Origin of the sequence: Paludibacillus litoralis (assembly GCF_037646705.1) — a bacterium.
Lineage (GTDB): Bacteria > Pseudomonadota > Alphaproteobacteria > Rhodobacterales > Rhodobacteraceae > Pikeienuella > Pikeienuella litoralis.
Map to the genome: position 1 here is coordinate 1 of NZ_JBBHER010000001.1, position 23,501 is coordinate 23,501.

Sequence of the window (23,501 nt, forward strand, 5' to 3'; positions counted from 1 at the left end):
CGTGGTGATACGGACGAGATGTGGTGCATTGTTGACCGGGATATCGATCCGCGCGGGGCATGGGGGCCTCCGTTAAATGTAATGGTTGATCTGGCGGCGGTTCTATATCGGGCGGAGCTTTCGGGTGTAGAGGTTCCCCAAGAACGGTGGCAGATCGTTTGCGACTATGCCGCAGAGAAGTTTCCGAACCCCGGCTTAGGTTTTGCGGACGCACATGCAGCACTTGGATATGCGATGGCAGGAAGATCCGAGGCACTTCAACGGATCATTTTAGGTGCCAAGGGACCGGCAGCCGACCTTGTGCGATATCTGGCAGAGGCGTTCGGTGCCATCGCTGATCAGAACTGGTCGGGCGCGAATGACTTTTTGACAAAAGCGCTCTGGGATCACGCGCGGCTTGGTGGCAGTCGCGCGCAGCGTGATTTGATAGAATATGCGTCAGTCGGTGTCCTGCTGCGGTTGGGGCGTCATGACGAAGCGCGTAGGCAACTTGCCATGCATCGCCCCAAAGCAATTATCGGAAATGCCGTTAAGGGCATCTGACAATAACTTTTCTAAAGCAGACGTGGGCGCAAGCGCAGCGGATGGCAGCTCCGCCCGCGAGCCTCCTTCGCGGACTATTTTCACAGCTGCTTTTTCTCGTGGATAATAGGGTTTTCTTTTGTGGCTCGCTGGGCGGCGGAGGTCCGAGGTCAGGCCAGCGCCTGGAGCAGCTTCTCCTTTTCGGGCCAGAGCGTGGCGAGGTCGTAGCGCGTGCGGATGACGCGGCGGGCCGCGAGCCCGCGCGCGCGCATCGCCTCTCGGCTGTCCAGCGCCTCCGCGATCCGGGCCTCCAGCGCCGCCTGATCATGGAGCCCGCAAAAAAGCCCGGTGTCTTCGGTCATGAACTCGCGCACCGGCGCGCAATCGGAGACGATCAGCGGGCATCCGGTCGCCATCGCCTCCAGCATCGACCAGGAAACGACGAAATCGGCGGTCAGGTAGACATGGGCGTGGCTCGCCTGAAGCAGCCTGGCGTATTCCCTGCGGGGCTGAAGCCCGACGAAATGCGTGCGCGCGAGGTCGAGGCGGCCATCGAGTTCGGCCAGCATGCGGGTCTTCCAGCTTTCGCCTTCGGGAAGCCGCGCGCCATAGGCGACGCGGTCTTCGCCGCCGATAATCGCGTGAAGCCCCGGGCGCGCGGCCTGCAGGTTGGCGAGCGCGCGCATGAATTGCGGAAAGCCGCGATGCGGCTCCATCCCGCGGGTGATGAAGGTGACGATCTCCGGCATCCCGGCGAGGTCGAGCCCGGCGGCGGCCGGGACAGGCGCATCGGCGGGGCGGTGAAGAACGCAGTCGATCCCATCGTGAATCACCGTCAGCCGCTCGCGGAGCGCGGCGGGGAACCGGCCGGCCTGATACCGCGTCGGGCAGAGCGAGAGCGCGGCTCCCTCCATGTCGAGAAGGAGCGGGGCGTTCCGGGTCCGCTGCGCCAATTGCGCATTCAGATCAGGGGTGTGCGTCCCGAGCGAGAGCGTGTCGGGCGGGGGGTAACGATACCACCATTCAAGATAGGGGACGAAGCGCGCGTCCGGCCAGATGTCGCGGGCGAACATGCCCGACCCCCAGCCGGAATGAGCCATGACGATATCGGGCGCATATCCCTTCTCGCGCGCGGCGAGAAACGCGCGCGCGGCGGCCTGACCATTGATGACGGCTCTTTCGAAGCTCGCCGCGTAGGGGTGGACGCCGGATGTCGGGGCGCGGTGGCTCTTGTAGCGGAGAAAACGCGGATAGTCGCCGACGCCTTCGCGCGCGGTCGCGAAGCGGACGTCCCAGCCGCGCCGCGCCAGCCATTCGCCAAAAGCCCCGAACTGCGCGGGGAAATTGTCATGTGCGAAGAGTATCTTCATTCGCCAGTCCTCTCGCTCGGGGGACCATAGCCGCGCCGGCGGCGCCGGCAAGGCCGTCCTGAGGATGGCGTGTGAAACTCACGGGCGCGAAAGCGCGATCCGGGCGCCGGTCGAGGAGGGGGCGGGTGCGGCGCTCGCTTCCATCCCTGCGAAACATCAGGCCGCGGGGTCAGACAGCTAGTCCGTCTTCTCCATGACGCCGGCCCAGCCGGCGGCGCGCGCTCTGATCGCGGCGATGCGCTCCTCCGTCTCCGGGTGGCTGGCGAGCCAGGCGACGCCGCGCTGACCGGGCGCGTGTTTCGAGAGCTTTTCGAACATCGAGATCTGCGGCGCCGTCCCGAAGCCCGCTTTCATCATCAGCGCGGAGGCGTATTCATCCGCCTCGAATTCATCCCTGCGCGAGAGCCGGGACATCATCATCGCGGCGAGAAAGTTCGCGATGTAATAGCCGACGATGGGAATGAAGCGGCTGATGATCAGGCCGAGGGCCATGCGCGCCGCGTTCTGCCCGGTCCAGTCGATCATCCGGCGCTTGGCGTGGCCGCGCGCGACATGGCCCATTTCATGGGCGATGACGGAGCCGATCTCCCGCGCGGTGAACTCACCCTGCTTGTAGCGGTTGAAGAGCCCGGAGGTGATGAAAATGCGGCCATCCGGCGCGGCGAGCCCGTTTACGGCGTCCATCTGGTAAACATACGCCTGAAGATGGTCCACGCCGACCTGCCGCCCAAGGCGGCGGATCGTGGCCTCCAGTTCAGGATCGTCGATCAGCGCCGAATTCCGCTCGAGCTCCGCTTTCATCCGCGAGAGGCTCGCGCGCCACATCAGCCAGCCCCAGAGGGCCGCGAGGATTACGGGAAGGAGGATTCGCACCATGCGGTGAATATGAGAGCGGACGGCGCCATTGTCACGCTCGGCGACGCCGCCGCGTCAACCGGGCGGAAAGGCGAGAAGGTCGCGGTGGCCGATCCTGACCGTGTTCGCCGCTTCACGCGCCGCGCGCCAGTCCCGAAGCGCCGCCGGCGCGAGCGCGGCGCGAACCTCTCCGGCGGCCGCGCCGCCTGCGGCCAGCGCCTCGATCAGGGCCTGATCCTCCGGCCGGGCCAACCGCCAGTCGCTCTCGCCTTCATGAACGGCGTAGCCGAAGCCGCGAAGCGCGGCGGCGAGCGCGCCGTGCGCCGCCGGGCCGAGCGCCGGGCCGAAGCCCTTGTCGGCCCGCATGTCGCGGTGGAACGCGCCGAGCGCCCGGGCCTCGTGCGGCGGCTCGGGGCGCCAGTCCTCTTGTCCGTCATAGGTCAGCGCCGCGTAGAGGGGCGCGCGCGCGGCGGCGAGACGCGCGGCCAAGCGCCGTATCCAGTCCAGGGAGACCAGATCGAAGAAGGCCGAGGCGGTGATCAGGTCGGGCGCCGGTTCGAAAACGCCGCCGGGCGCGGCGGCGAGGTCGATGAGCACGATCTCCAGATCCGGACGGGGAGAAATGGCGGCGAGAAGCGCGGCGTCATGGTCGAGGATGCGCCAGCGCGCGGCGGGAAGACGGGGCGCGAGCGCGCGGCGCGTCGCCCCGGTCCCGCCGCCGAGATCAGTGATCAGGAGCGGCCGGCCGTCGGCCCATGTGGTCAGCCGGTCGAGAAGCCCGGGGTTGCGCGCCCTGTCGTCGGCCCCTGCGCGGAGCGCGAGCCAATCGGCGGAGAACCCGCTCACGCCGCGGCCCTGAGCGCCGCCTGAAACGCGGCCCATGTCGCGGGCCAGCCGGGGAGCGTCAGCGCGTGGGCGCGCGCGGCCGCGCCGATCCTGACGCGCTCTTCCCGATCATCGAGCAGCGCCGCGAGCGCCGCCGCGAGCGCCGGGGCGTCCTCCGCGGGAACCAGGCGGCGCGCGGCGTCCGGCGCGTCGGCGCCCGCCGCGCCCGTATCCGCCGCGATGACCGGAAGGCCCCGCATCATCGCCTCGGCGAAGGCCATTCCATAGCCTTCATAGCGGGAGGGAAGCGCGAAGATCGCGGCGCGATCATAAAACGCGTCGAGCGCCGCCCCGCTCGCCGCGCCTATGAGGCTGATGCGCGGCGCAAGCCCGGCGGCGCCGATGGCCGCGCGGATCGCCGCGGCGGTCTCCGGCGCCCGATCCTCCGGCCCGACGAAGGCCGCGCGCCAGCCCAGATCCGGGCGCTCCGCCGCGAGGCGTTCAAACGCGCCGACGAGCGTCAGATGATCCTTTCGCGGCAGGAGCGCGGCGACGGTGAGGATGAGCGGCGGGCTCTCCCCCTTCCCCCGCTGCTCGGCGGCGGGCGGCGCCGGATCGAGCCCCGGCGGCGCGACGGTGACCCGGCTCTCCGCGACGCCGAACTCGGCGACGAGGCCGCGTTTCGTCTCCGCGCTGGTCACGATCACATGCGCGGCGAGGGCGAGGGCGGCGCGTTCGCATTCCAGCAGCCGGCGCGCGGTCTCCGGCGGCAGGCCGGTCTCCTTCCCCAGCGGATGATGGCAGAGCGCGATCGGCCTGCGCGGCAGGTTCTCGATCAGGGCGGCGGGGAGCGCGCCATAGGCGAGCCCGTCGACGATCACCGGCTCCGGCGCCGCGGCGATGGCGCGCCGCGCCTCCGCCAGCGCCGCCGCGTCCGGAAAGGGGAATCCGCCGGGCAGCGCGAGCGCGGCGAGCGCCCCCCGGGACGCGGCGATCACGCGGCGGTCATAGATATAGCCGCCGGTGGGCGCCGCCGGATCGCCGGGGATGGCGAGCCGGGCGACGGCGGCCCTCAAAGCGCGCCTTCGTACCAGGCGAGCGCGGCGTGGCTTTCGTTCAGCGTGATCCGGAGGCGCTCCACCGCATCGCCGCCCGGGCCGAGCGCGCCGGCCTTCGCCGCGGCCGCGATCTCGTCGAAGATCCATTTCGCGAGCCATTCGGTGGTGGTCAGCTCGCCCTTCAACGTCTCGTCGAGGTCGGAATAGTTGATCTTGGCGAGGGCCGCCTTCAGCGCCTCGGTCGCGCGGCCGATATCGACGACGATACGCTCGGGGCCGAGGGTCTCGCGATAGAACGTGGCGTCGATGACATAGGTCGCGCCGTGCTTGTTTTGCGCCGGGCCGAAGACCTCCCCCGGCAATGAATGGGCGATCATGATGTGATCGCGAACCTGAACGGCGTACATGCGGCCTCACTCGTAGCGGATCACGGTCGCCACCCCTCCGGCGTCAGAGGCGAGGAGGGCCGGCGCCCGCGCGGCAAGCTCGCCGAAGGGCGCTTCGGTGTCAATCAGCGCGTCGAGCGCCGGATCGTCGAGAAGCTGAAGCGCCTTTTCGAGCCGGCGCCGCGCGGGCCAGCGCGGGCGGCGCGACGGGCTGACCCGCCCGACCTGGCTGGAGATGATCTGCAGGCGTTGCGAGTGAAACGCGCCGCCAAGCGGGACCGCGACGTCGCCCTCCCCATACCAGGAAAGCTCCACCAGCCGGCCCTCGGGCCCGAGGCAGCCGAGGGCCGCCGCCAGGCCTTCGGCGCTGGCGCTGGCGTGGACGGCGATATCGAAGGCGCGGCCGGGGATCTGGTCTGACGTAAAATTCACGTTAAGTTGCGCCGCAAGATCGCGCCGCCCCGTTAAACGGTCCATGAGGATCACATCCGCGCCCGGGATCCGCCGGGCGAGACGCGCGACAAGGCAGCCGATGAGCCCCGCGCCGATCACGGCGATGCGGTCCCCGGGGCCGGCGCCCGCGTCCCAGAGCGCGTTGAGCGCCGTCTCCATATTGGCGGCGAGCGTGGCGCGGCGCGGGGGAAGCGCGGCGGGAAGCGGAATGAGTTCGGCGGCGGGAAGGCGAAAGTGAGTTTGATGCGGATAGAGCGCGAAAACATCCCGGCCGATCAGAGCCGCCGGCCCGGCGACGACCTCGCCGACCATGGCGTAGCCGTATTTGACCGGAAACGGGAACTCCCCCTCCTGATGCGGCGCGCGCATGCGCGCCCATTCCGTGGCGGGAACGCGGCCCTGATGCACCAGGCGTTCCGTCCCCCGCGAGATCAGCGACCAGCGCGCGCGGATCAACGCGTCGCCTTCGCCAACCGCGCCGGCCCGGAGCGCCGCGCGGCCGGGCGCGACATGCCAGAGCGCAAGCGGGCGCCCGAAAAGATTCGCGCTGTCGTCGGTCGGTTCGGTCATTGCGGGACCATAGTGCGGCGCGGGACGGCGCGCATCGGAAAGACGAAGCGATGAATGAAATTTTTCGGCATCCGCCCGTGTCGGAGCTCCGCGCTCCCGCCGCCCCCGAGAAGGGGCGAACCCCGGCGGGTCTCCAGGCCACGCGCGCGTTGACGGCGCGGCGGGTCTTCGTCGCGCTCCTGAATATCGGCTCTCTCTTCGCTCTCGCGCTGGCGCTGGCCCGGATCTTCGCCGCCGGCGGCTGGTCGCCGGCCGATATCGTCATCTTCATCTGCTTTCTTTTCGGCGCGCCGTGGATCGTGATGGGCTTCTGGAACGCGGCGATCGGGCTTTGGCTGCTGCACGGCGCGCGGAACGGGGTTCTGGCGGCGGCGCCGCATCTCGCGGAGATCGATCCGGCGGCGCCGATCCGCTCGCGAACGGCGATTCTGATGACGCTCCGGAACGAGGACGCGGAGCGCGCGCTCTCCCGGCTCGCGGCGACGAAGCGCAGCCTCGACGCGGCGGGCGGCGGCGACCGGTTCAGCGTGTTCGTTCTCTCCGACAGCGACGATCCGGCGGTGATCGAGGCCGAGGCGGCGGCCTTCACGCGTCACCGGGCCGCGCTCGGCCCCGGCGCGCGCTACCGGCGCCGGGAGCGGAACACCGGCTTCAAGGCCGGAAACATCCGGGACTTTCTCGTCACCGAGGGCGCCGGATACGATTTCTTCCTCCCGCTCGACAGCGACAGCGCGATGTCCGGCGACGCGATCCTCTCGCTCACGCGGATGATCGAGGCGCATCCGCGCATCGGCATTCTTCAGTCGCTCGTCGTGGGCGCGCCGGCGACCAGCGCGTTCGCGCGGATCTTCCAGTTCGGCATGCGGGCGGGCATGCGCAGCTTCACGTTGGGCGCGGCGTGGTGGCATGGCGATTGCGGCCCCTATTGGGGGCATAACGCGATGGTCCGGATCGCGCCCTTTCAGGCGGATTGCGGATTGCCGGTCTTGCCCGGCGAGGGCCCGCTCTCCGGCCATATCCTCAGCCACGATCAGGTCGAGGCGGCGTTGATGCGCCGCGCAGGCTACGAGGCGCGGGTGCTGCCGGTGGAAAGCGCAAGCTTCGAAGACAACCCGCCGACGCTGCTCGAGTTCATCCGGCGCGATCTTCGCTGGTGCCACGGCAATATGCAGTATTGGCGCCTGCTCGGGCTTCGCGGGCTGAAGCCGATGAGCCGGTTTCAGCTCTTCGCGGCGATCATGATGTATTTCGCCGCCCCGGCGTGGATGCTGATGACGGTGGCGGCGGTCTTCAAGATCTATGAGCAGGATTACGGCGACGTCGATTTCGCTTTCGCGATCTCGATGTTCTTCGTGATCTTCGCGGTGTCGCTCTTCCCGAAGGTCGCCGGCTGGCTGGATATCGCGCTCAGGCCCGGCGGCGCGGCGGCCTATGGCGGGCGATTGCGGTTTTTCGCGGGCGCGGTGGTGGAGACCCTGTTCTCGATCCTGCTCGCGCCGGCTGTCGCCTTCCGGGTGACGCTCTTCATGGCCGGGCTCGTCTTCGGCGGGCGGGTCGGCTGGGCCGGTCAGCAGCGGGACGCGCATCGATTGAGTTGGGGAACGGCGGCGCGGGCGCTCTGGCCGCAGACGGTCTTCGGCTTCGCGCTGGCGACAATGGTGGCGTTGAACGCGCCGTCGGCGCTGCCCTGGGCGGCGCCGGTGCTGGCGGGGCTCTGCCTTTCGATCCCGTTCGCGACGCTGACCTCGCACCCGCGCCTCGGCCGGTGGGCGGCGCGCGCCCGGCTCTGCGCGACGCCGGAGGAGTTCGCGCCCACGCCGGGGCTGGCGCAGGCGCGGGCGGCGCGGGCGGGCCCCGCGCTTCCAGCGGTCAATCCGCGCTGAACGCCGGGGCTCTCTCAGGGGAGCGTGCGCGCTCGGCCCGTCCGTCTATCCGCGCGCGCTCCGCGGTCAGAATTGAGCGAAGGCTGCGCCGCCCGCCGCCATCAGCAGAACCACGACCGAGGGCGGCGCCCTCCAGACGGTGAGCAGGACGAACCCGACCAGCGCGAGCGCGAAATCGCGCGGATCGAAGATCGCGCCGGTCCAGACGGGATCGTAAAGCGCGGCGCCGAGAACGCCGACCACGGCCGCGTTTGCGCCGCGCATGGCGGCCTGCGCGAGCGGCCGGGCGCGAAAGGCGTCCCAGAACGGAAGCGCGCCGATCAGCAGCAGGAAACCCGGCAGGAAGATGGCGACGAGGCCGATCATCGCGCCGGCCGCGCCATTCGGCTCCGGCGTCATCACTGCGCCGAGATAGGCGGCGAAGGTGAAGAGCGGCCCGGGAACCGCCTGCGCCGCGCCATAGCCGGCCAGAAAGACATTCTGGTCCACCCAACCCGGAGCGACCACTTCGGCCTCGAGCAGCGGCAGGACGACATGGCCGCCGCCGAAGACGAGCGCCCCCGCCCGATAGAAGGCGTCAATCAGCGCCGCTCCTCCATGCGGCGCGACCGATGACAGAACCGGCAGCAGAAAAAGCAACAGGGCGAAGGTCGCGAGCGCGGCGATTCCAACGCGCCGCGAAACCGCGAACGCCAAGCGCCCCGCGGTCGGCGCGGCGCCGCCCCGGCAAAGCGCCAGACCGGCGAGCCCGCCCCCGGCGATGGCGGCGATCTGGCCGACCGACCCGGCCGCAAAAATCACGATGAGCACGGCTGCAACAGCGATTCCGGCCCGCCGCCGATCCGGCGCGAGTGTGCGGGCCATGCCCCAGACCGCCTGTGCGACCACCGCGACGGCGACGACCTTCAATCCGTGCAGGACCCCGGCCCCCGCCGGCCCCTCGAATGCGGACGCGCCGAACGCGAAGATCACGAGCAGCAGGGCCGAAGGAAGGGTGAAGGCCGCCCACGCGGCCAGCGCCCCGAGCGGGCCGCCTCGCAGCAGGCCCAGCGCGAAGCCGAGCTGGCTGCTGGCGGGCCCGGGCAGAAACTGGCAAAGCGCGACCAGATCGGCGTAACCGGCGTCGTCGATCCATTTTCGGCGCGTGACCAGTTCGTCCCGAAAATAGCCGAGATGAGCGATCGGACCGCCAAAGGAGGTCAGTCCGAGCTTCAGAAACACCCGGAAAACCTCGCGCGCCGAGCCGTTTTTCGGGGATGTTTCAGGCGTTGTGGCCTTCAGTTGCGACGTCACGAAACGACTCCCTTGCCCCGCCCCGCGCCCTCCTGAAAGCGCGCCGCCGCAGGCGCTCTTCGGCGGATGCGATGGCGTGAGCGTAGCCGAGCGTTTCCGAGCCGTCGATCTTCCGCATGGCGGTTTGACCCGAGGCGGCGAGCGTTCGGAAGGGATCTTCGCCGCGCGCCTGCGACAACCTGGCGGCGCGCCGGGGCGCCGATTTGGAGGCGCTTTCTCAATTGCGGCGATCTAAGGCCGCCGCCGGTCCGCGCGTCGGGTTGGTTCCGGGGCGGACCTGCTTCAGGCGTCCGGCCTGCTCCGCTCCCACGCCTTGCCGAGCCGGGGCAGCGCGGCGCGCTTCAGGAACGCCCGAAACGGCGCTCCCTTCGCAGCCGCGATATCGGCGAGCGGGCGCAGCGCCGCCTCCAGCCGCTGAGCGTCGCGTTTGAACGCCATCGAGAGATATTCGTCGGGGTGGAGCCGACCGACCCCGTGATGGCGAAGCAGCCGAAGCGGAAAATCCCGGGTGTTGAACGTGAGGATCGCATCCGCGCCTCCCATCCGCGCCGCCGCGATCACATGCGCGTCGGCCGGGTCCGGGGGCGAGATCCCGGCCTCGAGCCGCTCATAACCGCCGATCTCGGCGGCAGGAAACGCGGCTCTGAGCAGGGCTGCGTCGCCGCGCGCGCGGGCCTCGGCCTCCGGCCCCTGTTTCGCGGCCGTCGCGCGCGCCCATTCTTCCAGAACCCGCGCGGAAAAGAGCGGGGCGAGCCCGCCGGCCCGCGCATAGGCCAGCACGATCTCCCGCGTCGCGACGGGATAGAGAACGCAACTGTCGAGAAAAAGCCGCATCAGCGGCGCCGGAGGAAGAGGGACTTCAGCATCGGCGCACCATGGCGCCGCAAGTGCGAAAAAGAAAGCGGGCGGGGGAGCGCCCCGCCCGCTGGATCGTCATCGTGGCGTCAGGCCGCGTCAGTGCGCGTTGACCGCGCCAGCCGACGGTTTGACAAAGAGCGCATGAAGCCATTTCCATGCGCCGGTGACGCCGGCGCGCAGCATTTCTGCGCGCAGCCTGTGAGCGTGGGCGTAGACCGCCTGGACTTCCTCGTCGCTCGGGGCGACATATCTCAGATCGTTCATTCTCGTAAGCTCCTGGTATCCCGGCGCGCCAGTGTCGCGCGCCCTTCCGATACCAGGGTAGATAGGCGTCCGAGCGCCATGTTGCACTGCGTCATTAGGCAGCCCCGCCATGCGCCGGGCGCATGACGCAGCGCTAGAAGATGTGCGGGCCCGCGCCGGCGCGGGCGGATGTCTTCAGCCAATCGAAGACATGCGCGCCCAAAGACCGGAAGCAGATCAGAGTGAAGGCGTCGTCCGTCCCAAGCCAGAACGCCGCCGCGACCTGCCCGAACCGGGTTCGGCGGAGGTCCCCATGAACGAAGGCCTCCGGCGCCAGATCCACCGGCGCGCCGCGCGCGAGCAGCTCGCGCGCGCCGGGGCCGGCGATGCGGAACGCGGCGCGCGCGTCCGACACATTCACCGCGAGATGATGGCGCCCCGCCAGCCCGGCGCGGAGAGCCGCCTCCGCCGCCGGGGCCGCCGCATAGTCCGTGACGAACAACAGCTCGTCCGGCGCCATCCAGCCGAGCCCGCCGCCGCCCGCCTCGCTGAAGCGCCGGATCTCGGGCGGCGCGCAGCCGCAGACGGCCTTCACCGCCGCGGCGAACTCCGGATCGGCGAAATCGCCGCGAATCGTGACCATGCCAACCGGGCCGCGGTCGCGGATCGAGACCTCCGGCGCTTCGAAAGCCGCGCCGGCGGCGGCGGAGACGGGTTCAGACATTCTGCCGCGCTCCTTCCTTGTCATAGGCCGCCGGATCGACGATCCGGGCGCGGATCACCTCGCCGCCGCCAACCGGAAAGCTCAGCACCTCGCCCATCCGCGCCGCGCCGTTCACAATGAGGCCGAGCGCGATGGAGCGCCCCAGCGTCGGAGACCAGTAGGTCGATGTCGCGCGGCCGATGACCGTCGGCGGCGATGCGCCCGGGTCGGCCACGGCATGCGCCCCGTCCGGCAACATCCGCATCGGATCCTCCGTGGCGAGGCCGACGAATTGCGGGCGGTCTTCACGCCGCAAGAACACCCGCTCCTGCGCGCGTTTGCCGATGAAATCCGCCTTCTTCTTCGAGACCGCCCATGAGAGGCCGAGATCCTGCGGGGTGACGGTTCCGTCCGTCTCGTCGCCGATCATGATGAAGCCCTTTTCGGCCCGCATCACATGCACCGCCTCGGTGCCGTAGGGCGTGACGCCGTGTTCCGCCCCGGCGGCCGCGATCGCATCCCAGAGCGCCAGGCCGTGATTGGCGGGGACGGCGATCTCGTAGGAAAGTTCGCCGCTGAATGAGATTCGGTAGATCCGCGCGGGAACGCCCGCGACCTCGCCCTCCGCCAGCGCCATGAAAGGCAGCGCGTCGGCCGAGATGTCGATCCGGGTGAGCGAGGCGAGCGTCTCGCGCGCCTTCGGCCCGGCGATCCCGATCTGCGCGTATTGCTCCGTGAGATTGGCGGTGAACACCTTCAGATCCCACCATTCCGTCTGAAGCCATTCCTCCATCCAGCCATGCACGGCGTCGGCGCCGCCCGTGGTGGTGTGGCAGATGAATTCATTCTCCGCGATGCGCGCGACGACGCCGTCATCGAAGAGAAAGCCATTTTCGTTGCACATCAAACCATACCGGCAGCGGCCCGGCTTCAACGTCGACATCATGTTGGTGTAGAGAAGGTCGAGAAACCGCCCGGCGTCCGGCCCTTTCACCAGAATCTTGCCGAGCGTGGAGGCGTCGAGCATGCCGACGCCGCGCCGCGTCGCCAGCACCTCGCGGTTCACCGCGTCTTCGCGCGTCTCGCCGGGGCGGCGATAACAGAACGGTCGGCGCCAGTCCGCCACCGGCTCCCAATCCGCGCCCGCCGCCTCGTGCCGCGCGTGCATCGGCGTGCGGCGGAGCGGCTTGAACAGCGGCCCCGCCTCGCGCCCGGCGATCGCGCCAATGGAAATCGGCGTGTAGGGCGGGCGGAAGGTCGTCGTTCCCACTTCGGGAATCGGCGCGTTGAGGGTGTTGGCGAGAATGGCGAGGCCGTTGATGTTGCTCAGCTTGCCCTGATCGGTGGCCATGCCGAGCGTCGTGTAGCGCTTGGCGTGCTCCACGCTCTCGTAGCCCTCGCGCGCCGCCAGTTCGACATCGGCGGCGGTGACGTCGTTCTGAAAATCCAGAAAATGCTTCGTCCCATGCGCGTATCTGCCGGTGGAGGGCGCGAACCAGAGCGGCTCGAGCGGCGCCATCGCGGGCTCCTCCACCTCCAGCCGGGGCGCCGCCTCCATGGAAAAGCCAAGATCCGCCGCCGCCTTCGCTCCCGCCTCCCAGCCGTCGTTCAGCCCGTCCGAAGCGCCGAGACGGCCGTTCGCCGCGCCCGCGCAGAGGGTGTTGACGGCGCCGTCCGCGCCGATCGGCGCGCCCCGCTCCGGCGCCGGGCGGAACATCGCTTCGGCCTCGTCCCACGCGAGCTTGCCGCCGCAATGGGAGAAGAGATGCACGACCGGCGACCAGCCGCCGGACATCGCGAGGCAATCGCAGGCGATCTCCTCGGCGCCGCCCCCGACCCGGCCATCGGCCGCCCGCCGCGCGATGGCGACGCCGGTCAGCGCCTTGCCGCCCTTCGCCCGGACCACGATCGCGCCCGTCCGCACCGCGATTCCCAGCGCCCGCGCCCGCTCCGGCAGAGGGCCGGCGGCCTCCGGGCGGGAATCGATGATCGCCGGCGTCTGCAGCCCCGCTTCGAAGGCCGCGATGGCGGTGCGATACGCGTCGTCGTTATTGGTGAAGAGCGCGATCTTCCGCCCCGGCGCGACGCCCCAGAGCGCGATGTAATCGCGGACGGCCGAAGCCAGCATCACGCCCGGCCGGTCATTGTTCGCGAAAGCCAGCGGCCGCTCGATGGCGCCGGCCGCGATCACGATGCGCTTCGCCCGGACCCGCCAGAGGCGGTGGCGCGGCCCCTCCGCGAGGCCGAGGTGATCGGAGCAACGCTCGTTCAACAGCGCATAGCCGTGGTCGTAGAGCCCCGCCGCCTGACAGCGGGTGCGGATCGTGACATTCGGCATCGTCGCCAGCGCCGCCGCTTCGGCTTCCGCCCAATCGGCGCCGGGGCGCCCGTCGATGCGCAGATCCGCCTCGCTCAGCAGACGCCCGCCGATATGCGCGCTCTGCTCGACCAGAAGAACCCGCGCGCCCGCTTCGGCGGCGGCGCGCGCCGCCCGCAGCCCGGCTTGCCCGGCGCCGACGACGAGGACATCGGCGAAGGCGTGGAAATGCTCGTATTCGTCGGGGTCCGCCTCGCGCGGGGCGGGGCCGAGCCCGGCCGAGCGCCGGATCACCGGCTCGTAGAGATGCTTCCAGGCGATGCGGGGGAAGAGGAACGTCTTGTAATAAAATCCGGCCGGAAACACCGGCGCGACGGAGGCGATGGCCGCATTCACCGCGCCGACGTCATGGTCGAGGGTCGGCCAGTGGTTCTGGCTTCTGGCGGAGAGCCCGTCATGAAGTTCGGTCATCGTCGCGCGCTGGTTCGGCTCGGCGCGCGCGCCCTCGCCGACCGTCATCAGCGCGTTCGGCTCCTCGACGCCGGACGCGACCACGCCGCGCGGGCGGTGATATTTGAACGACCGCCCCATCAGAACCCGCCCCGACGCGAGCAGGGCCGAGGCGAGCGTGTCGCCGGCGTAGCCCTCAAGCCAGGCGCCGTTGAAGCGATAGTCGATCTTCCGGGACCGGTCGATCAGGCGACCGCCCTGGTTGAGGCGATGCGCCATCTATGTCCCCCGCCGTTTTTCGATCAGGTCCAGAAGCGCCTGCGGCGGGCCGACGACATCGGCCGGATAGGCTCCGTAGATCTCCAGCGTCATGGTGTCCCGGGCCAGATGAAACCACTTGCCGCAGCCGAAGGCGTGCCGCCACCGTTCAAAATGCGGGCCGCGCGGGTTCTTCCGCTCGAAGAGGTAGGCCTCGAACGCGGCGGCCGTGGACCCGGGCCCTCGCCGCGCGATATGCGCTTCGCCGCCGGCCTGGAACTCGGTCTCTTCGGCGGTCACGCCGCAATGGGGGCAGGTCAGCTGGAGCATGCCGGGCCTCTTCACGCAAAAAAGATCGCCGCGAAGAGGAACCGGCTGCGGCGATCATCGGTCGTCGCCTACTGGATGGCACAGGCGCGCCCCGCGCCGCAACGCAATCCCGACCTGTCGCCTCCAGGTTCCGACCAGATGGCGGCCCCGGCGCCTCGGCCGGGGCCGCCGCTTCGATCAGTCGCCGCTGGCCGGCGCCGCCGCGCCGCCGGTGGTCTCGCCGCCCGTCGGCGCCGCGGGATCGACGCTTACGGACGTCGCGTCGCCGCCAAACATCGCCATCCCGTCGCCAAAGACGAAATAGGCGATGATCGCGACCGCCACGATCAGGCCTCCGATGATATAAGCTCTGGAATTGCCGTCGCCTTGAGCCATGTCGCTCTCCTGTTTCACTGAACTTCACCGACAGGTGGAACGCAGCAAGCGGGGGAGGTGTCCCTCGCCCCGGTTCCCTGGTTAACATGGGATCGTGACGGCTCTGTGGCCACACCCCAAGGCGCCGCCGGGAGGGGCCGCGGGCCAGCGTCAGGCGGTCAGTGCGCCACCGCCGCCGCGACGCTCTCGTCGATCATCCGGCCCTCGCGAAAACGCTCCAGCCCGAAGGGGCCGGCCACCTCGTCCTCGCCATTCGCGATCAGCGACGCCGTCGCCCAGCCGGAGCCCGGGATCGCCTTGAACCCGCCCGTGCCCCAACCGCAATTGAGGAACATGCCCTCCACCGGCGCCTTGCCGATGATCGGGGAGCGGTCTCCGGTCATGTCGACGATCCCGCCCCACTGGCGCAGCATCTTGAGGCGGGAGAGCATCGGGAACGTCTCCTTCAGCGCCCGCACCGTCTCCTCGATGTGATGGAAACTGCCGCGCTGGGTGTAGTTGTTGAACCCGTCCGCGCCGCCGCCGATCACCATCTCGCCCTTGTCGGACTGGCTCATGTAGCCGTGAACGGTGTTCGCCATCACCACGATGTCGAGGCAAGGCTTCACCGGCTCGGTGACCAGCGCCTGCAAGGCCACCGATTCGATCGGTAGGCGAAACCCGGCCATCTCCGCGATGACGCCGGAATGCCCGGCGACGATCATCGCGACCTTCTTCGCCCGGATCGGCCCGCGCGTGGTCTGAACGCCGGTGACGCGCCCCTGCGCCACGTCGACGCCGGTCACCTCCGTTCGTTGCAGGATATCGACGCCGAGCGCGGAGGCCGCGCGCGCATAGCCCCAGGCGACGGCGTCATGGCGCGCGGTGCCGCCGCGCGGCTGCCAGAGCCCGGCGAGGATCGGAAAGCGCGGGCCGGAGATCTCGATGATCGGGCAAAGCTGCTTCACCCGCTCCGGGCTGACCATCTCGGTCTCGATCCCCGCCAGCCGGTTGGCGTGGGCGGTGCGGCGGAGCGCGCGAAGCTCATGCTCCGTCTGGCAGAGCATCATCACGCCCCTTGGAGAGAACATGATGTTGAAATTCAGCTCCTGGCTCAGATCCTCGTACAGCCCGCGCGCCTTCTCGTAGATCGTCGCCGACGGCTCCTGAAGGTAGTTCGAGCGGATGATCGTGGTGTTGCGCCCGGTGTTGCCGCCGCCAAGCCAGCCTTTCTCGAGCACGGCGACATTGCGCACGCCGTGATTCTTCGCGAGGTAATAGGCCGTGGCCAGCCCGTGCCCGCCGCCGCCGATGATCGCCACGTCGTATTCGGGTTTCGGCTCCGGCGCGGCCCACGCCCGCTCCCAGCCCTGATGGTAGCCGAGCGCCTCACGCGCGACCGCGAAAGCGGAATAACGTTTCATCCGGTCTCAGCCTTCTGTTCGTCGACAGATCCTCTATATCGCAGCTCGGTCGCCAATGGCGCCCCCGGGCGGCGCCGCGGCGCCGGATCGCGACATCTTCATGCCGCGCGGCGCCGGGGCTCATGCGAACGTGTGACTTCGCCGCGTTGCCGCCGGCGCGGCTTGCGGTTAGGTGTTGGCTGAAACCGAATGCGGAGCCCGATTTGGCCTTCTGGATCATCGCCGTCGTCGCCGCGCTCGTCGCGGTTTTCATCGTCATCCGGCCGCTCCTGAAATCGCGGACCGAAGCCGCGCCGCGCGCCGCGCATGACGCGCAGGTGTTTCGCGCCCAGCTGATCGAACTGGATCATGACATCGCGCGCGGGCTGGTCGCGGAGGCCGACGTGGAGCCGACGCGGCTGGAGATCTCCCGCCGTCTGCTCGCCGCCGACGCTGAAAGCCGCGCCACCGCCGGTCTGGTCGCCGCGCCGGCGGCGCTCTCGCGCGGGCTTGCGATCATTCTTGTCGTCTCGGCGCCGCTCGCCGCCGCCGCGCTTTACATGAACCTCGGCGCCCCGGGGGCGGCCGACATGCCCTTCGCCGACCGCGCCGAGGCGCAACGCCCGAGTCAGGAAGAGGCGGAGAGAATGATGGCCGGGCGGGGAAATCTCGCTCCGCCGGCCGGCGCCGACACGGCGGAGTTCGAGCAGCTGATCGAGCAGCTGGAGGAGCGGCTCGCGGAGACTCCCGACGACGAGCGGGGCGTCCTTCTTTACGCGCGCGCGCTGATGAACCTCTCCCGGTTCGACGAGGGCTGGCGGCAGTATGAGAAACTGATCCAGCTCCGCGGCGCGGCGGCCGACGCCAGCATCTACGCCGGAGCGGCCGAAGGCATGATCCTCGCCGCCGGCGGCTATGTCTCGCCCGAGGCGGAGGCCGCGCTTCTCGAGGTTCTGAAGCAGGAGCCGACAAATCCAGCCGCGCGTTACTATCTCGGCCGCCTTCAGGCGCAGGAGGGGGCGCCTGAGCGCGCGGCCGAGATCTGGACCCGCCTCCTGGACGAAAGCCCGCCGGACGCGCCCTGGGTCGCGCCGATCCGCTCGGAGATGGCGGCGCTCAACCTCGGGCCCCGGCCGCGCCGCGGAGACGGTCTGCCCGGCCCGACCCGTGAGGAGATGGAGGCCGCCGCGGCCTTGCCGGAGACGGATCGCCAGGCGATGGCGAACGATATGGTCGATCGACTCGCTGAGCGGCTGAAGACGCAAGGCGGGGACGTCGCGGAATGGCGCCGGCTGATCCGGAGCTATTCGGTCCTTGGCCGGAACGCCAGCGCGCAGGAGGCGCTGAAAGCCGCCGAAGCCGCCTTCGCCGGCGACCCGGCGGCGCTCGCCGCGCTCCGCGCGGACGCGCCGTCGCCGCCGCGCTCTGGGGCCGACTTCTCCCCGCCGCCCCAGGCGCCGCCCGGCGCCGCGCTTCGGGGGCCGACCGAGGACGAGATCGCCGCCGCCGCCGACATGGCGCCCGAGGACCGGATGGAGATGGTCCGCTCGATGGTCTCGCAGCTTCATGAACGGCTGCAGGATGAAGGGCGGGCCGGCGACGTCAACGACTGGGGCAGGCTGATGAGGTCCTACAATGTGCTCGGCGACGTCGACGCCGTGCGCGCGGTCTATGATGAAGCGATCCAGATCTATCGTGACGACGCGATCGGGCTCGCCTATCTGAAGGAGGCGGCGCTGCTGAACGGCGCCGAGTTCGATTGACCGGCGCCGCCGCCGCGCTCCTCACCGACGACATCGAGGAATTCGGAGCGGCGCTGGCGCCGGGGCGTCCCGTCTTCGGGCTCGACCTGGGTACCAAGACCATCGGCGTCGCCATATCCGACACCCGCCTCAGCATCGCCAGCCCGGCGGAGGTGATTCGGCGCGCGAAGTTCACGGTTGACGCGGCCGCTCTCCTCGCCCTCGCGGAGACGCGCGCCGCCGCCGGATTCGTCCTCGGCCTGCCGCGCAACATGGACGGCTCCGAGGGGCCGCGCTGCCAGTCGACCCGGGCTTTCGCGCGCAACCTTTCGCGGCTTACGCCGCTCCCGATCATGTTCTGGGACGAGCGTCTCTCCACCGTCGCGGTCGAGCGGACGCTGCTGGCGGCGGATCAGTCCCGCAAGCGCCGCGCGGAGGTGATCGACAAGATGGCCGCCGCCTTCATCCTTCAGGGCGCGCTCGACCGGCTCGCCTACGTCCGGCGGCCCGCATGAGCGCGGAGCGGACCGAGGACGATATCTGGCGGCGGGCTGAAATCGACAGCCCATGCGTCAAGATCTGCGTCATCCATCCGGAAAGCGGCTTTTGCATCGGCTGCTATCGGACCGGGGACGAGATCGCGGCGTGGTCCGGCATGACGCCGGCCGCCCGGCGCGTGGTGATGGAGGAGCTGCCCGCGCGTGAGGCGAAGCTCTCGCGCCGGCCGCGCCGGGGCCGGGCCGCCCGGCGCGGCGGCGCGGACTGAGAGCGGACTCCACAAGATCAGATGGAGAATTCAGGGCGGCCCGCCCCGACTCCTGCGCGTTAGCCGGAGGCGCGGGAAAATTATCATTGAGAGCAGGGCGGAGCTCCCATAGGGTCGGGGCTGATTGGGTGTTGTTCGGGCACCGATTCCGATTCGGGGGGAGTATGTTTCGGAACAATCCGCATCGGCATGTCCGCGGCGATGTCACGGACGGCGTGAGACCGGATGACCGTTCGGATTTCGGCCAAGCGAGCGATTCTCGCCTGCGCGAGACGTCGGAAGAGCGCCCCGACCATCATGAAACATTGACGAAAAGGGCGGCGGCTCGATCCAAGGCCGCCTGAGCGCCCTTGCGCCGCGCGCCAATCGGATGCGCAGGCGCCCAATATCAGCGGACAGTGAGGAGAGGAGAAGCAACATGCGGTTTTCAGGAATAGTGGCGGCGTCCCTTGTGGCGCTGGCGGCGCTCGCGACGGCCCCCGGCGCGGAGGCCAAGACCCTCCATCTGTCCTACAATGTGGCCGAAGGCTCCAGTTGGGACAAAGGCGCGAAGATGTTCGCCAAGCTGGTGAAGGAGCGGTCGGACGGCGCTTACCAGATCAATACGCATCCCAACGCGGTGATGGCCGGCGGCAATGATCGCGTCGAGTTGGAAATGGCGCAGGGCGGGGCGATCCAGTTCCTGATCAAGGGGTCTGGCTGGCTGACGGGGATAGACCCGAGTTTCCAGGCTCTCAGCTTGCCGTGGCTTTTTCCGGATCACGCCACCGCGAACGCGGTTCTGGATGGCCCTGCGGGGGACGAGGTCCTGAAGACCCTCGAAGGCCGTGATCTCGTCGGCCTCGCATGGGGCGCAAACGGTTTTCGGCAGGTGACCAATTCGCGCCGGCCCATCGTTACGCCAGCGGATCTGGAGAACGCCAAGATCCGTGTGCCGGGAATAGAACTCTACCGCTCGGTCTTCTCCGAGTTGGGCGCGAACCCCACCACGATGAGTTTCGCGGAGGTCTTCACTGCGTTGCAGACGGGCGCTGTCGACGGTCAGGAAAACCCGATGTCCCTGATCTATTCATCGCGCTTTTACGACGTGCAGAAATACATGACGATCTGGAACTACTCTTATGACGCCATCGTCCTGGTCGCCAATGCAGGGTTCTGGAACGGCCTGAGCGCGGACGAGCAGAAGATGTTCAGGGACGCCGCTCGCGAAGCGATGAACTATGAGCGAGAGGTGGTGGCGCAGGAAGACAAGTCTCTAGCCGCCGAGCTCGAGAAGGCCGGTATGGAGATCACCCGACTGACGCCCGAGCAATTGGCGGTCTTTCAGGAAGCGATCCAGCCGGTTTATGACGAATATAAAGAGAAGCTGGGCGTCGATCTCGTGAACAAATTCGAAAACGAGGTGAAGAAAGCCAGCGAGTAATTCTGGAATTTGGGTGCGCGCGGCTCCGGCCGCGCCTCCCGATCGACCCCCTCTCGCGCAAGGCATCCGATGAAGACCATTTGGCGATCAGCTCTATTCGCGTTCAATCATATTGAAGAGGCCGTAGTGGTTATTTGTATGACCGGCGTCACGGTTCTGACGTTTCTGGCCGTGATTTCACGCTACGTGCTCAATTTTTCCATCGTCGGCGCGGATGAGATCGCTGCGTTCATGTTCCTTTGGGCGGCGCTGTTCGGCGCGGCTGCGGGCTTCAAGTACAACCAGCACGGTAGCGTGCCTCTCATCGCCGACAGGTTGCCGGCGCGCGCGCGCCGGGTCGCCGATCTGGCCGTCCTGTTCGCCATGGCGGCGTTCTTTCTATTCCTCACTTGGTATACCTGGCTGTTTCTCACGCAATCGTATCGCGTGGGTCAGGTCAATCCGGCCACCGGCATTCGGGTCTGGGTTGTGAATGCAGGCATTTTCGCCGCGCTGGGCCTTTGCGGCCTGCGCTGTCTCATCGCGGCGTTGCGCGATCTTCTCGGGCTCGACCGTTACCCCGACATGCCCAAGCTGCCGGAGTAGGACAGCGCCATGATGGATATTCCGAGTTCCGGCCTCTTGGCCTTCGTTCTGTTCTTCCTGTTCATTCTTGCGAATTTTCCGATTTCGATCTCGCTCGGACTCGCGGGTCTGGCCGCGTTCGCGGTTTTCGAACTGGCGCCGTTCCAGACGCTTCCGATGATCTTTTCCGGGGCGATCAGCTCGTTCACATTGCTGGCGATTCCGCTGTTCGTCGTCGCCGGCGCGATGATCTCGAGGACGGGCGTGGCGACGCGCCTGATCCATTTCGCGCAGATCATCGTCGGCGGGCTGCCCGGCGGGCTCGCCATCACCGTCATCGTCGCCGGCGCGTTCATGGGCGCGCTCTCGGGTTCGAACGTGGCGGCCATCGCCGCGCTCGGGTTCCTGATCGGCGCGATGCACAAGGTCGGCTATCCCATAGGCTTCGCCTGCGCGACGGTGGCGGCGGGCTGCACGTTCGGCGTGGTGATCCCGCCCAGCATCAACCTGATCCTCTATGGGGTGATCGCCAACACCTCGATTCCGGCCCTTTTCGCCGCCGGCATCGGGCCGGGCCTCGCTCTGGTGGGCGTGCTGTCCGTCTACATCTTTTTTGTGGCCAAATATCGCAAGTATCCCATCGTTCCGGTCGAGCGGAGCTGGCCGATCTTCTGGAAGGCGGCGCGGGATGCGTTCTGGGGGCTGCTGGCGCCGATCATCATTCTCGGCGGCATCTATAGCGGCGTGTTCACCGCCACGGAGGCGGCCGCCGTGGCGGTCGTCTATATCTTTCTGATCGACCGGCTCGTCTACCGTGAGATGAAGTGGCGTGAATATCCCTACCTGATGCTGGAGTCGGGGGTGACGACTGGCGTGATCATGCTGATCCTCGCCATGGCCTCGATCCTCTCCTACGTGCTGATGATAGACGGGACCGCGCTTCTGGTGCGCGACTGGCTGGTGCACGCGAGCGGGGGCAGCATGGTGATCATGCTGCTGCTGGTGAATGTGATCCTGGTCTTCGCGGGCATGTTTCTCGACCCGGTGTCGGCGATCTATCTGCTGGTGCCGCTGTTCTTGCCGGCGGTGCAGGCGGTTGGCGTCGACACCGTTCATTTCGGCGCGATCATGACGGTGAACCTTTCCATGGCGCACATCACGCCGCCGGTCGGCCTCGCGCTCTATCTCGCTTCGCAGATCGCTGGTATCCCGTTCACCCAGGCGGCGCGCGCGGCGGTGCCGTTCGTGGTGTGCGAGGTCATCGTTCTCATGCTGGTGACCTTCATACCGGGGTTGTCCCTCGGGTTTGTCCGCTTGCTGGTTTGAGGAATGTCCATGGCTTCGAGTGTCTCCACGCCCTGCGAAATCGAAGAAGCGACCATAGCCGGGCTGCAAAGGCGCATTCTCGCCGGCGAGCTGAGCTCTACGGCGCTGATCGACGCCTATCTGGCGCGCATCGCCCGATGGGACCAGGAGGGGCCGGCGCTTCGGTCGGTGCTGGCGCTGAATCCGGCGGCGCGCGCGCGCGCCGCGGAGCTCGACTCGGCATTCGCCGCCGAAGGGCGGCTCACCGGGCCGCTTCATGGCGTCGCGGTCGCGGTCAAGGACAATTGCGACACGGTGGACATGCCCACCACCGGCGGGGCGCTGGCGCTGAAGGGCGCGCGCGCCCGGAGCGAAAGCGCGGTGACGCGCAAGCTCGCCGGCGCCGGCGCCGTCATACTCGCCAAGACCAATCTGCATGAATTCGCTCTTTCCGGCGTCACCGCAAGCTCGCTCGGGGGGCAGACGCGCAACCCCTACGATCTCACCCGGACGCCGGGCGGGTCGAGCGGCGGCTCGGGCGTGGCGGCGGCGATGAGTTTCGCGACCGCCGCCATCGGCACCGACACCGTCAATTCGATCCGCTCTCCGGCTTCGGCGAATTGCCTCGTCGGGCTCCGGCCGACGAAGGGTCTGGTCAGCCGCGCGGGGATCATGCCGGTCTCCGAGTCGCAGGATGCGGTGGGGCCGATCACAAGAACGGTCGCGGATGCGGCGCGCCTGCTCGATGTGATCGCGGGATACGATCCCGACGACCCGGTCACCGCGCGCTGCCTCGGCAAGATCCCGCGCGCCTATGCCGATTGCCTGGACCGCGCCGCGCTCAAGGGACGGCGGATCGGCGTTTTCCGCACTTTGATGGGCGACGCCCCCCGGCACCGGGAGGTGAACGCGGCCATGGCCGCGGCGGCGCGCGCCATGCGCGACGGCGGCGCGGAGATTGTCGAGGTGGACGATCCCGCCTTCGACAGCGATGCGCTTATCGAAAATTTCGATGTGCAGAAATGGGAGTTCAAGCGGGCGTTCGAGGCCCATCTGCAAACCCTGTCGAACGGCTCGGTGCGCACGATTGACGCTCTTCTGGCGTCTGGAGGGTATCATCGGGAGTCGCTCCATGATTTCTTGACATCGGCGGACGGCGTGGTCGCTCCGGACCGCGATATCGACTATCTTCAGCGGCTCGCCGCCCGGCGGCGGCTCCGCGATCGCCTCCTCGGCCTCATGGCGGCGCACGGTCTCGATGCGTTGGCTTATCCGTTGCAGAAATGTCTGGTGGTTCCGATCAACGGCGGCGGGCAGATCGACCGCAACGGCATCGTCGCCGCGCTCACCGGGCTCCCCGCCTTGACCGTGCCCATGGGGTTCTCCGCGCCGGACGCGAGCGCGCCGATTGGCGTTCCGATGGGGATGGATCTGCTGGCCCGGCCTTTCGACGAGCCGTTGCTGCTCGGCCTCGGATACGCTTTCGAGCAGATCACCCGGATCCGGAAGCCCCCGTCGCGCGACTCGTGGCCCGGATGAGAGGCGCCCCCGCCTGATCTCTTACGCCGAG

The 23,501-nt window shown here is 68.7% G+C and carries 23 protein-coding genes; 9 read left to right on the forward strand and 14 right to left on the reverse strand.

Going from position 1 to position 23,501, the window contains the following annotated elements; all coding sequences use genetic code 11:
- On the forward strand, nt 1–543 hold a 543-nt coding region (locus tag WG921_RS00005), incomplete at its 5' end, for a tetratricopeptide repeat protein (protein ID WP_461786843.1).
- Nucleotides 544–692: 149 nt separating this feature from the next.
- Here the strand turns inward: WG921_RS00005 and WG921_RS00010 are convergent.
- The 6 genes from WG921_RS00010 to WG921_RS00035 all read right to left on the reverse strand — a co-directional run bounded on the left by WG921_RS00010 (nt 693) and on the right by WG921_RS00035 (nt 6,039).
- The gene (locus tag WG921_RS00010; protein WP_340107110.1) at nt 693–1,892 is read right to left on the reverse strand and encodes a glycosyltransferase; all 1,200 of its coding nucleotides are present in this window, start codon (nt 1,890–1,892) and stop codon (nt 693–695) included.
- A gap of 177 nt (nt 1,893–2,069) precedes the next feature.
- Entirely contained in the window at nt 2,070–2,768 is a 699-nt protein-coding gene (locus WG921_RS00015) for a M48 family metalloprotease (protein WP_340107111.1), read from the reverse strand.
- A 54-nt stretch (nt 2,769–2,822) separates the two neighbouring features.
- Entirely contained in the window at nt 2,823–3,593 is a 771-nt protein-coding gene (locus tag WG921_RS00020) for a class I SAM-dependent methyltransferase (RefSeq protein ID WP_340107112.1), read from the reverse strand.
- Nucleotides 3,590–4,648: a glycosyltransferase family 4 protein gene (locus WG921_RS00025; RefSeq protein ID WP_340107113.1), complete on the reverse strand. Its 1,059-nt coding sequence runs from the start codon at nt 4,646–4,648 to the stop codon at nt 3,590–3,592. Before WG921_RS00025 ends, WG921_RS00020 begins: the two co-directional genes overlap by 4 nt.
- The gene (locus tag WG921_RS00030; RefSeq protein ID WP_340107114.1) at nt 4,645–5,037 is read right to left on the reverse strand and encodes a 6-pyruvoyl trahydropterin synthase family protein; all 393 of its coding nucleotides are present in this window, start codon (nt 5,035–5,037) and stop codon (nt 4,645–4,647) included. Before WG921_RS00030 ends, WG921_RS00025 begins: the two co-directional genes overlap by 4 nt.
- A gap of 6 nt (nt 5,038–5,043) precedes the next feature.
- Nucleotides 5,044–6,039, reverse strand: coding sequence for a zinc-dependent alcohol dehydrogenase (locus WG921_RS00035; protein WP_340107115.1), 996 nt, complete (start codon nt 6,037–6,039; stop codon nt 5,044–5,046).
- A gap of 50 nt (nt 6,040–6,089) precedes the next feature.
- Between WG921_RS00035 and mdoH the strand changes: the two genes are divergently transcribed.
- Nucleotides 6,090–7,922 carry a glucans biosynthesis glucosyltransferase MdoH gene (gene mdoH / locus WG921_RS00040; RefSeq protein WP_340107116.1) on the forward strand — a complete coding sequence of 611 codons (1,833 nt, stop codon included), beginning with the start codon at nt 6,090–6,092 and terminating at the stop codon, nt 7,920–7,922.
- Nucleotides 7,923–7,988: 66 nt separating this feature from the next.
- Here the strand turns inward: mdoH and chrA are convergent, their stop codons facing one another.
- The 8 genes from chrA to WG921_RS00080 all read right to left on the reverse strand — a co-directional run bounded on the left by chrA (nt 7,989) and on the right by WG921_RS00080 (nt 16,152).
- Nucleotides 7,989–9,215 carry a chromate efflux transporter gene (gene chrA, locus WG921_RS00045; protein ID WP_461786844.1) on the reverse strand — a complete coding sequence of 409 codons (1,227 nt, stop codon included), beginning with the start codon at nt 9,213–9,215 and terminating at the stop codon, nt 7,989–7,991.
- Nucleotides 9,216–9,497: 282 nt separating this feature from the next.
- The gene (locus tag WG921_RS00050) at nt 9,498–10,049 is read right to left on the reverse strand and encodes an RSP_2648 family PIN domain-containing protein (protein WP_340107117.1); all 552 of its coding nucleotides are present in this window, start codon (nt 10,047–10,049) and stop codon (nt 9,498–9,500) included.
- 120 nt (nt 10,050–10,169) lie between these two features.
- Nucleotides 10,170–10,337 carry an RSP_7527 family protein gene (locus tag WG921_RS00055; RefSeq protein WP_340107118.1) on the reverse strand — a complete coding sequence of 56 codons (168 nt, stop codon included), beginning with the start codon at nt 10,335–10,337 and terminating at the stop codon, nt 10,170–10,172.
- Nucleotides 10,338–10,470: 133 nt separating this feature from the next.
- Nucleotides 10,471–11,040 (reverse strand): sarcosine oxidase subunit gamma, encoded by a 570-nt coding sequence (locus WG921_RS00060; RefSeq protein ID WP_340107119.1) that lies wholly within the window; start codon nt 11,038–11,040, stop codon nt 10,471–10,473.
- Nucleotides 11,033–14,065, reverse strand: coding sequence for a sarcosine oxidase subunit alpha family protein (locus WG921_RS00065; protein WP_340107120.1), 3,033 nt, complete (start codon nt 14,063–14,065; stop codon nt 11,033–11,035). Before WG921_RS00065 ends, WG921_RS00060 begins: the two co-directional genes overlap by 8 nt.
- Nucleotides 14,066–14,374, reverse strand: coding sequence for a sarcosine oxidase subunit delta (locus tag WG921_RS00070; protein WP_340107121.1), 309 nt, complete (start codon nt 14,372–14,374; stop codon nt 14,066–14,068).
- Nucleotides 14,375–14,551: 177 nt separating this feature from the next.
- Nucleotides 14,552–14,749 carry a hypothetical protein gene (locus WG921_RS00075; RefSeq protein ID WP_340107122.1) on the reverse strand — a complete coding sequence of 66 codons (198 nt, stop codon included), beginning with the start codon at nt 14,747–14,749 and terminating at the stop codon, nt 14,552–14,554.
- A 158-nt stretch (nt 14,750–14,907) separates the two neighbouring features.
- The gene (locus tag WG921_RS00080; RefSeq protein WP_340107123.1) at nt 14,908–16,152 is read right to left on the reverse strand and encodes a sarcosine oxidase subunit beta family protein; all 1,245 of its coding nucleotides are present in this window, start codon (nt 16,150–16,152) and stop codon (nt 14,908–14,910) included.
- 203 nt (nt 16,153–16,355) lie between these two features.
- Between WG921_RS00080 and ccmI the strand changes: the two genes are divergently transcribed.
- From ccmI to WG921_RS00115, 7 genes are all read left to right on the forward strand, one after another.
- A complete protein-coding gene (gene ccmI / locus WG921_RS00085; RefSeq protein WP_340107124.1) occupies nt 16,356–17,894 on the forward strand; it encodes a c-type cytochrome biogenesis protein CcmI in 1,539 nt (512 codons plus the stop codon).
- Nucleotides 17,891–18,388 (forward strand): Holliday junction resolvase RuvX, encoded by a 498-nt coding sequence (gene ruvX, locus WG921_RS00090; RefSeq protein ID WP_340107125.1) that lies wholly within the window; start codon nt 17,891–17,893, stop codon nt 18,386–18,388. Before ccmI ends, ruvX begins: the two co-directional genes overlap by 4 nt.
- Entirely contained in the window at nt 18,385–18,639 is a 255-nt protein-coding gene (locus tag WG921_RS00095) for a DUF1289 domain-containing protein (RefSeq protein ID WP_340107126.1), read from the forward strand. The genes ruvX and WG921_RS00095 overlap by 4 nt, the downstream gene beginning before the upstream one ends.
- A gap of 451 nt (nt 18,640–19,090) precedes the next feature.
- A complete protein-coding gene (locus tag WG921_RS00100; RefSeq protein WP_340107127.1) occupies nt 19,091–20,062 on the forward strand; it encodes a DctP family TRAP transporter solute-binding subunit in 972 nt (323 codons plus the stop codon).
- Between the two features lie 69 nt (nt 20,063–20,131).
- Nucleotides 20,132–20,647 carry a TRAP transporter small permease gene (locus WG921_RS00105; RefSeq protein WP_340107128.1) on the forward strand — a complete coding sequence of 172 codons (516 nt, stop codon included), beginning with the start codon at nt 20,132–20,134 and terminating at the stop codon, nt 20,645–20,647.
- 9 nt (nt 20,648–20,656) lie between these two features.
- On the forward strand, nt 20,657–21,952 hold the full coding sequence (locus WG921_RS00110) for a TRAP transporter large permease (RefSeq protein WP_340107129.1): 1,296 nt from the start codon (nt 20,657–20,659) through the stop codon (nt 21,950–21,952).
- 9 nt (nt 21,953–21,961) lie between these two features.
- A complete protein-coding gene (locus tag WG921_RS00115; protein WP_340107130.1) occupies nt 21,962–23,470 on the forward strand; it encodes an amidase family protein in 1,509 nt (502 codons plus the stop codon).
- Nucleotides 23,471–23,501: the final 31 nt, after the last annotated feature.

Coding starts and splice junctions, on each gene's coding strand:
- WG921_RS00010 (WP_340107110.1), bottom strand. CDS start 1,892: ATGAAGATACTCTTCGCACATGACAATTTCCCCGCGCAGTTCGGGGCT.
- WG921_RS00015 (WP_340107111.1), bottom strand. CDS start 2,768: ATGGTGCGAATCCTCCTTCCCGTAATCCTCGCGGCCCTCTGGGGCTGG.
- WG921_RS00030 (WP_340107114.1), bottom strand. CDS start 5,037: ATGTACGCCGTTCAGGTTCGCGATCACATCATGATCGCCCATTCATTG.
- WG921_RS00035 (WP_340107115.1), bottom strand. CDS start 6,039: ATGACCGAACCGACCGACGACAGCGCGAATCTTTTCGGGCGCCCGCTT.
- mdoH (WP_340107116.1), top strand. CDS start 6,090: ATGAATGAAATTTTTCGGCATCCGCCCGTGTCGGAGCTCCGCGCTCCC.
- WG921_RS00050 (WP_340107117.1), bottom strand. CDS start 10,049: ATGCGGCTTTTTCTCGACAGTTGCGTTCTCTATCCCGTCGCGACGCGG.
- WG921_RS00055 (WP_340107118.1), bottom strand. CDS start 10,337: ATGAACGATCTGAGATATGTCGCCCCGAGCGACGAGGAAGTCCAGGCG.
- WG921_RS00060 (WP_340107119.1), bottom strand. CDS start 11,040: ATGTCTGAACCCGTCTCCGCCGCCGCCGGCGCGGCTTTCGAAGCGCCG.
- WG921_RS00065 (WP_340107120.1), bottom strand. CDS start 14,065: ATGGCGCATCGCCTCAACCAGGGCGGTCGCCTGATCGACCGGTCCCGG.
- WG921_RS00070 (WP_340107121.1), bottom strand. CDS start 14,374: ATGCTCCAGCTGACCTGCCCCCATTGCGGCGTGACCGCCGAAGAGACC.
- WG921_RS00075 (WP_340107122.1), bottom strand. CDS start 14,749: ATGGCTCAAGGCGACGGCAATTCCAGAGCTTATATCATCGGAGGCCTG.
- WG921_RS00080 (WP_340107123.1), bottom strand. CDS start 16,152: ATGAAACGTTATTCCGCTTTCGCGGTCGCGCGTGAGGCGCTCGGCTAC.
- WG921_RS00095 (WP_340107126.1), top strand. CDS start 18,385: ATGAGCGCGGAGCGGACCGAGGACGATATCTGGCGGCGGGCTGAAATC.
- WG921_RS00105 (WP_340107128.1), top strand. CDS start 20,132: ATGAAGACCATTTGGCGATCAGCTCTATTCGCGTTCAATCATATTGAA.
- WG921_RS00110 (WP_340107129.1), top strand. CDS start 20,657: ATGATGGATATTCCGAGTTCCGGCCTCTTGGCCTTCGTTCTGTTCTTC.
- WG921_RS00115 (WP_340107130.1), top strand. CDS start 21,962: ATGGCTTCGAGTGTCTCCACGCCCTGCGAAATCGAAGAAGCGACCATA.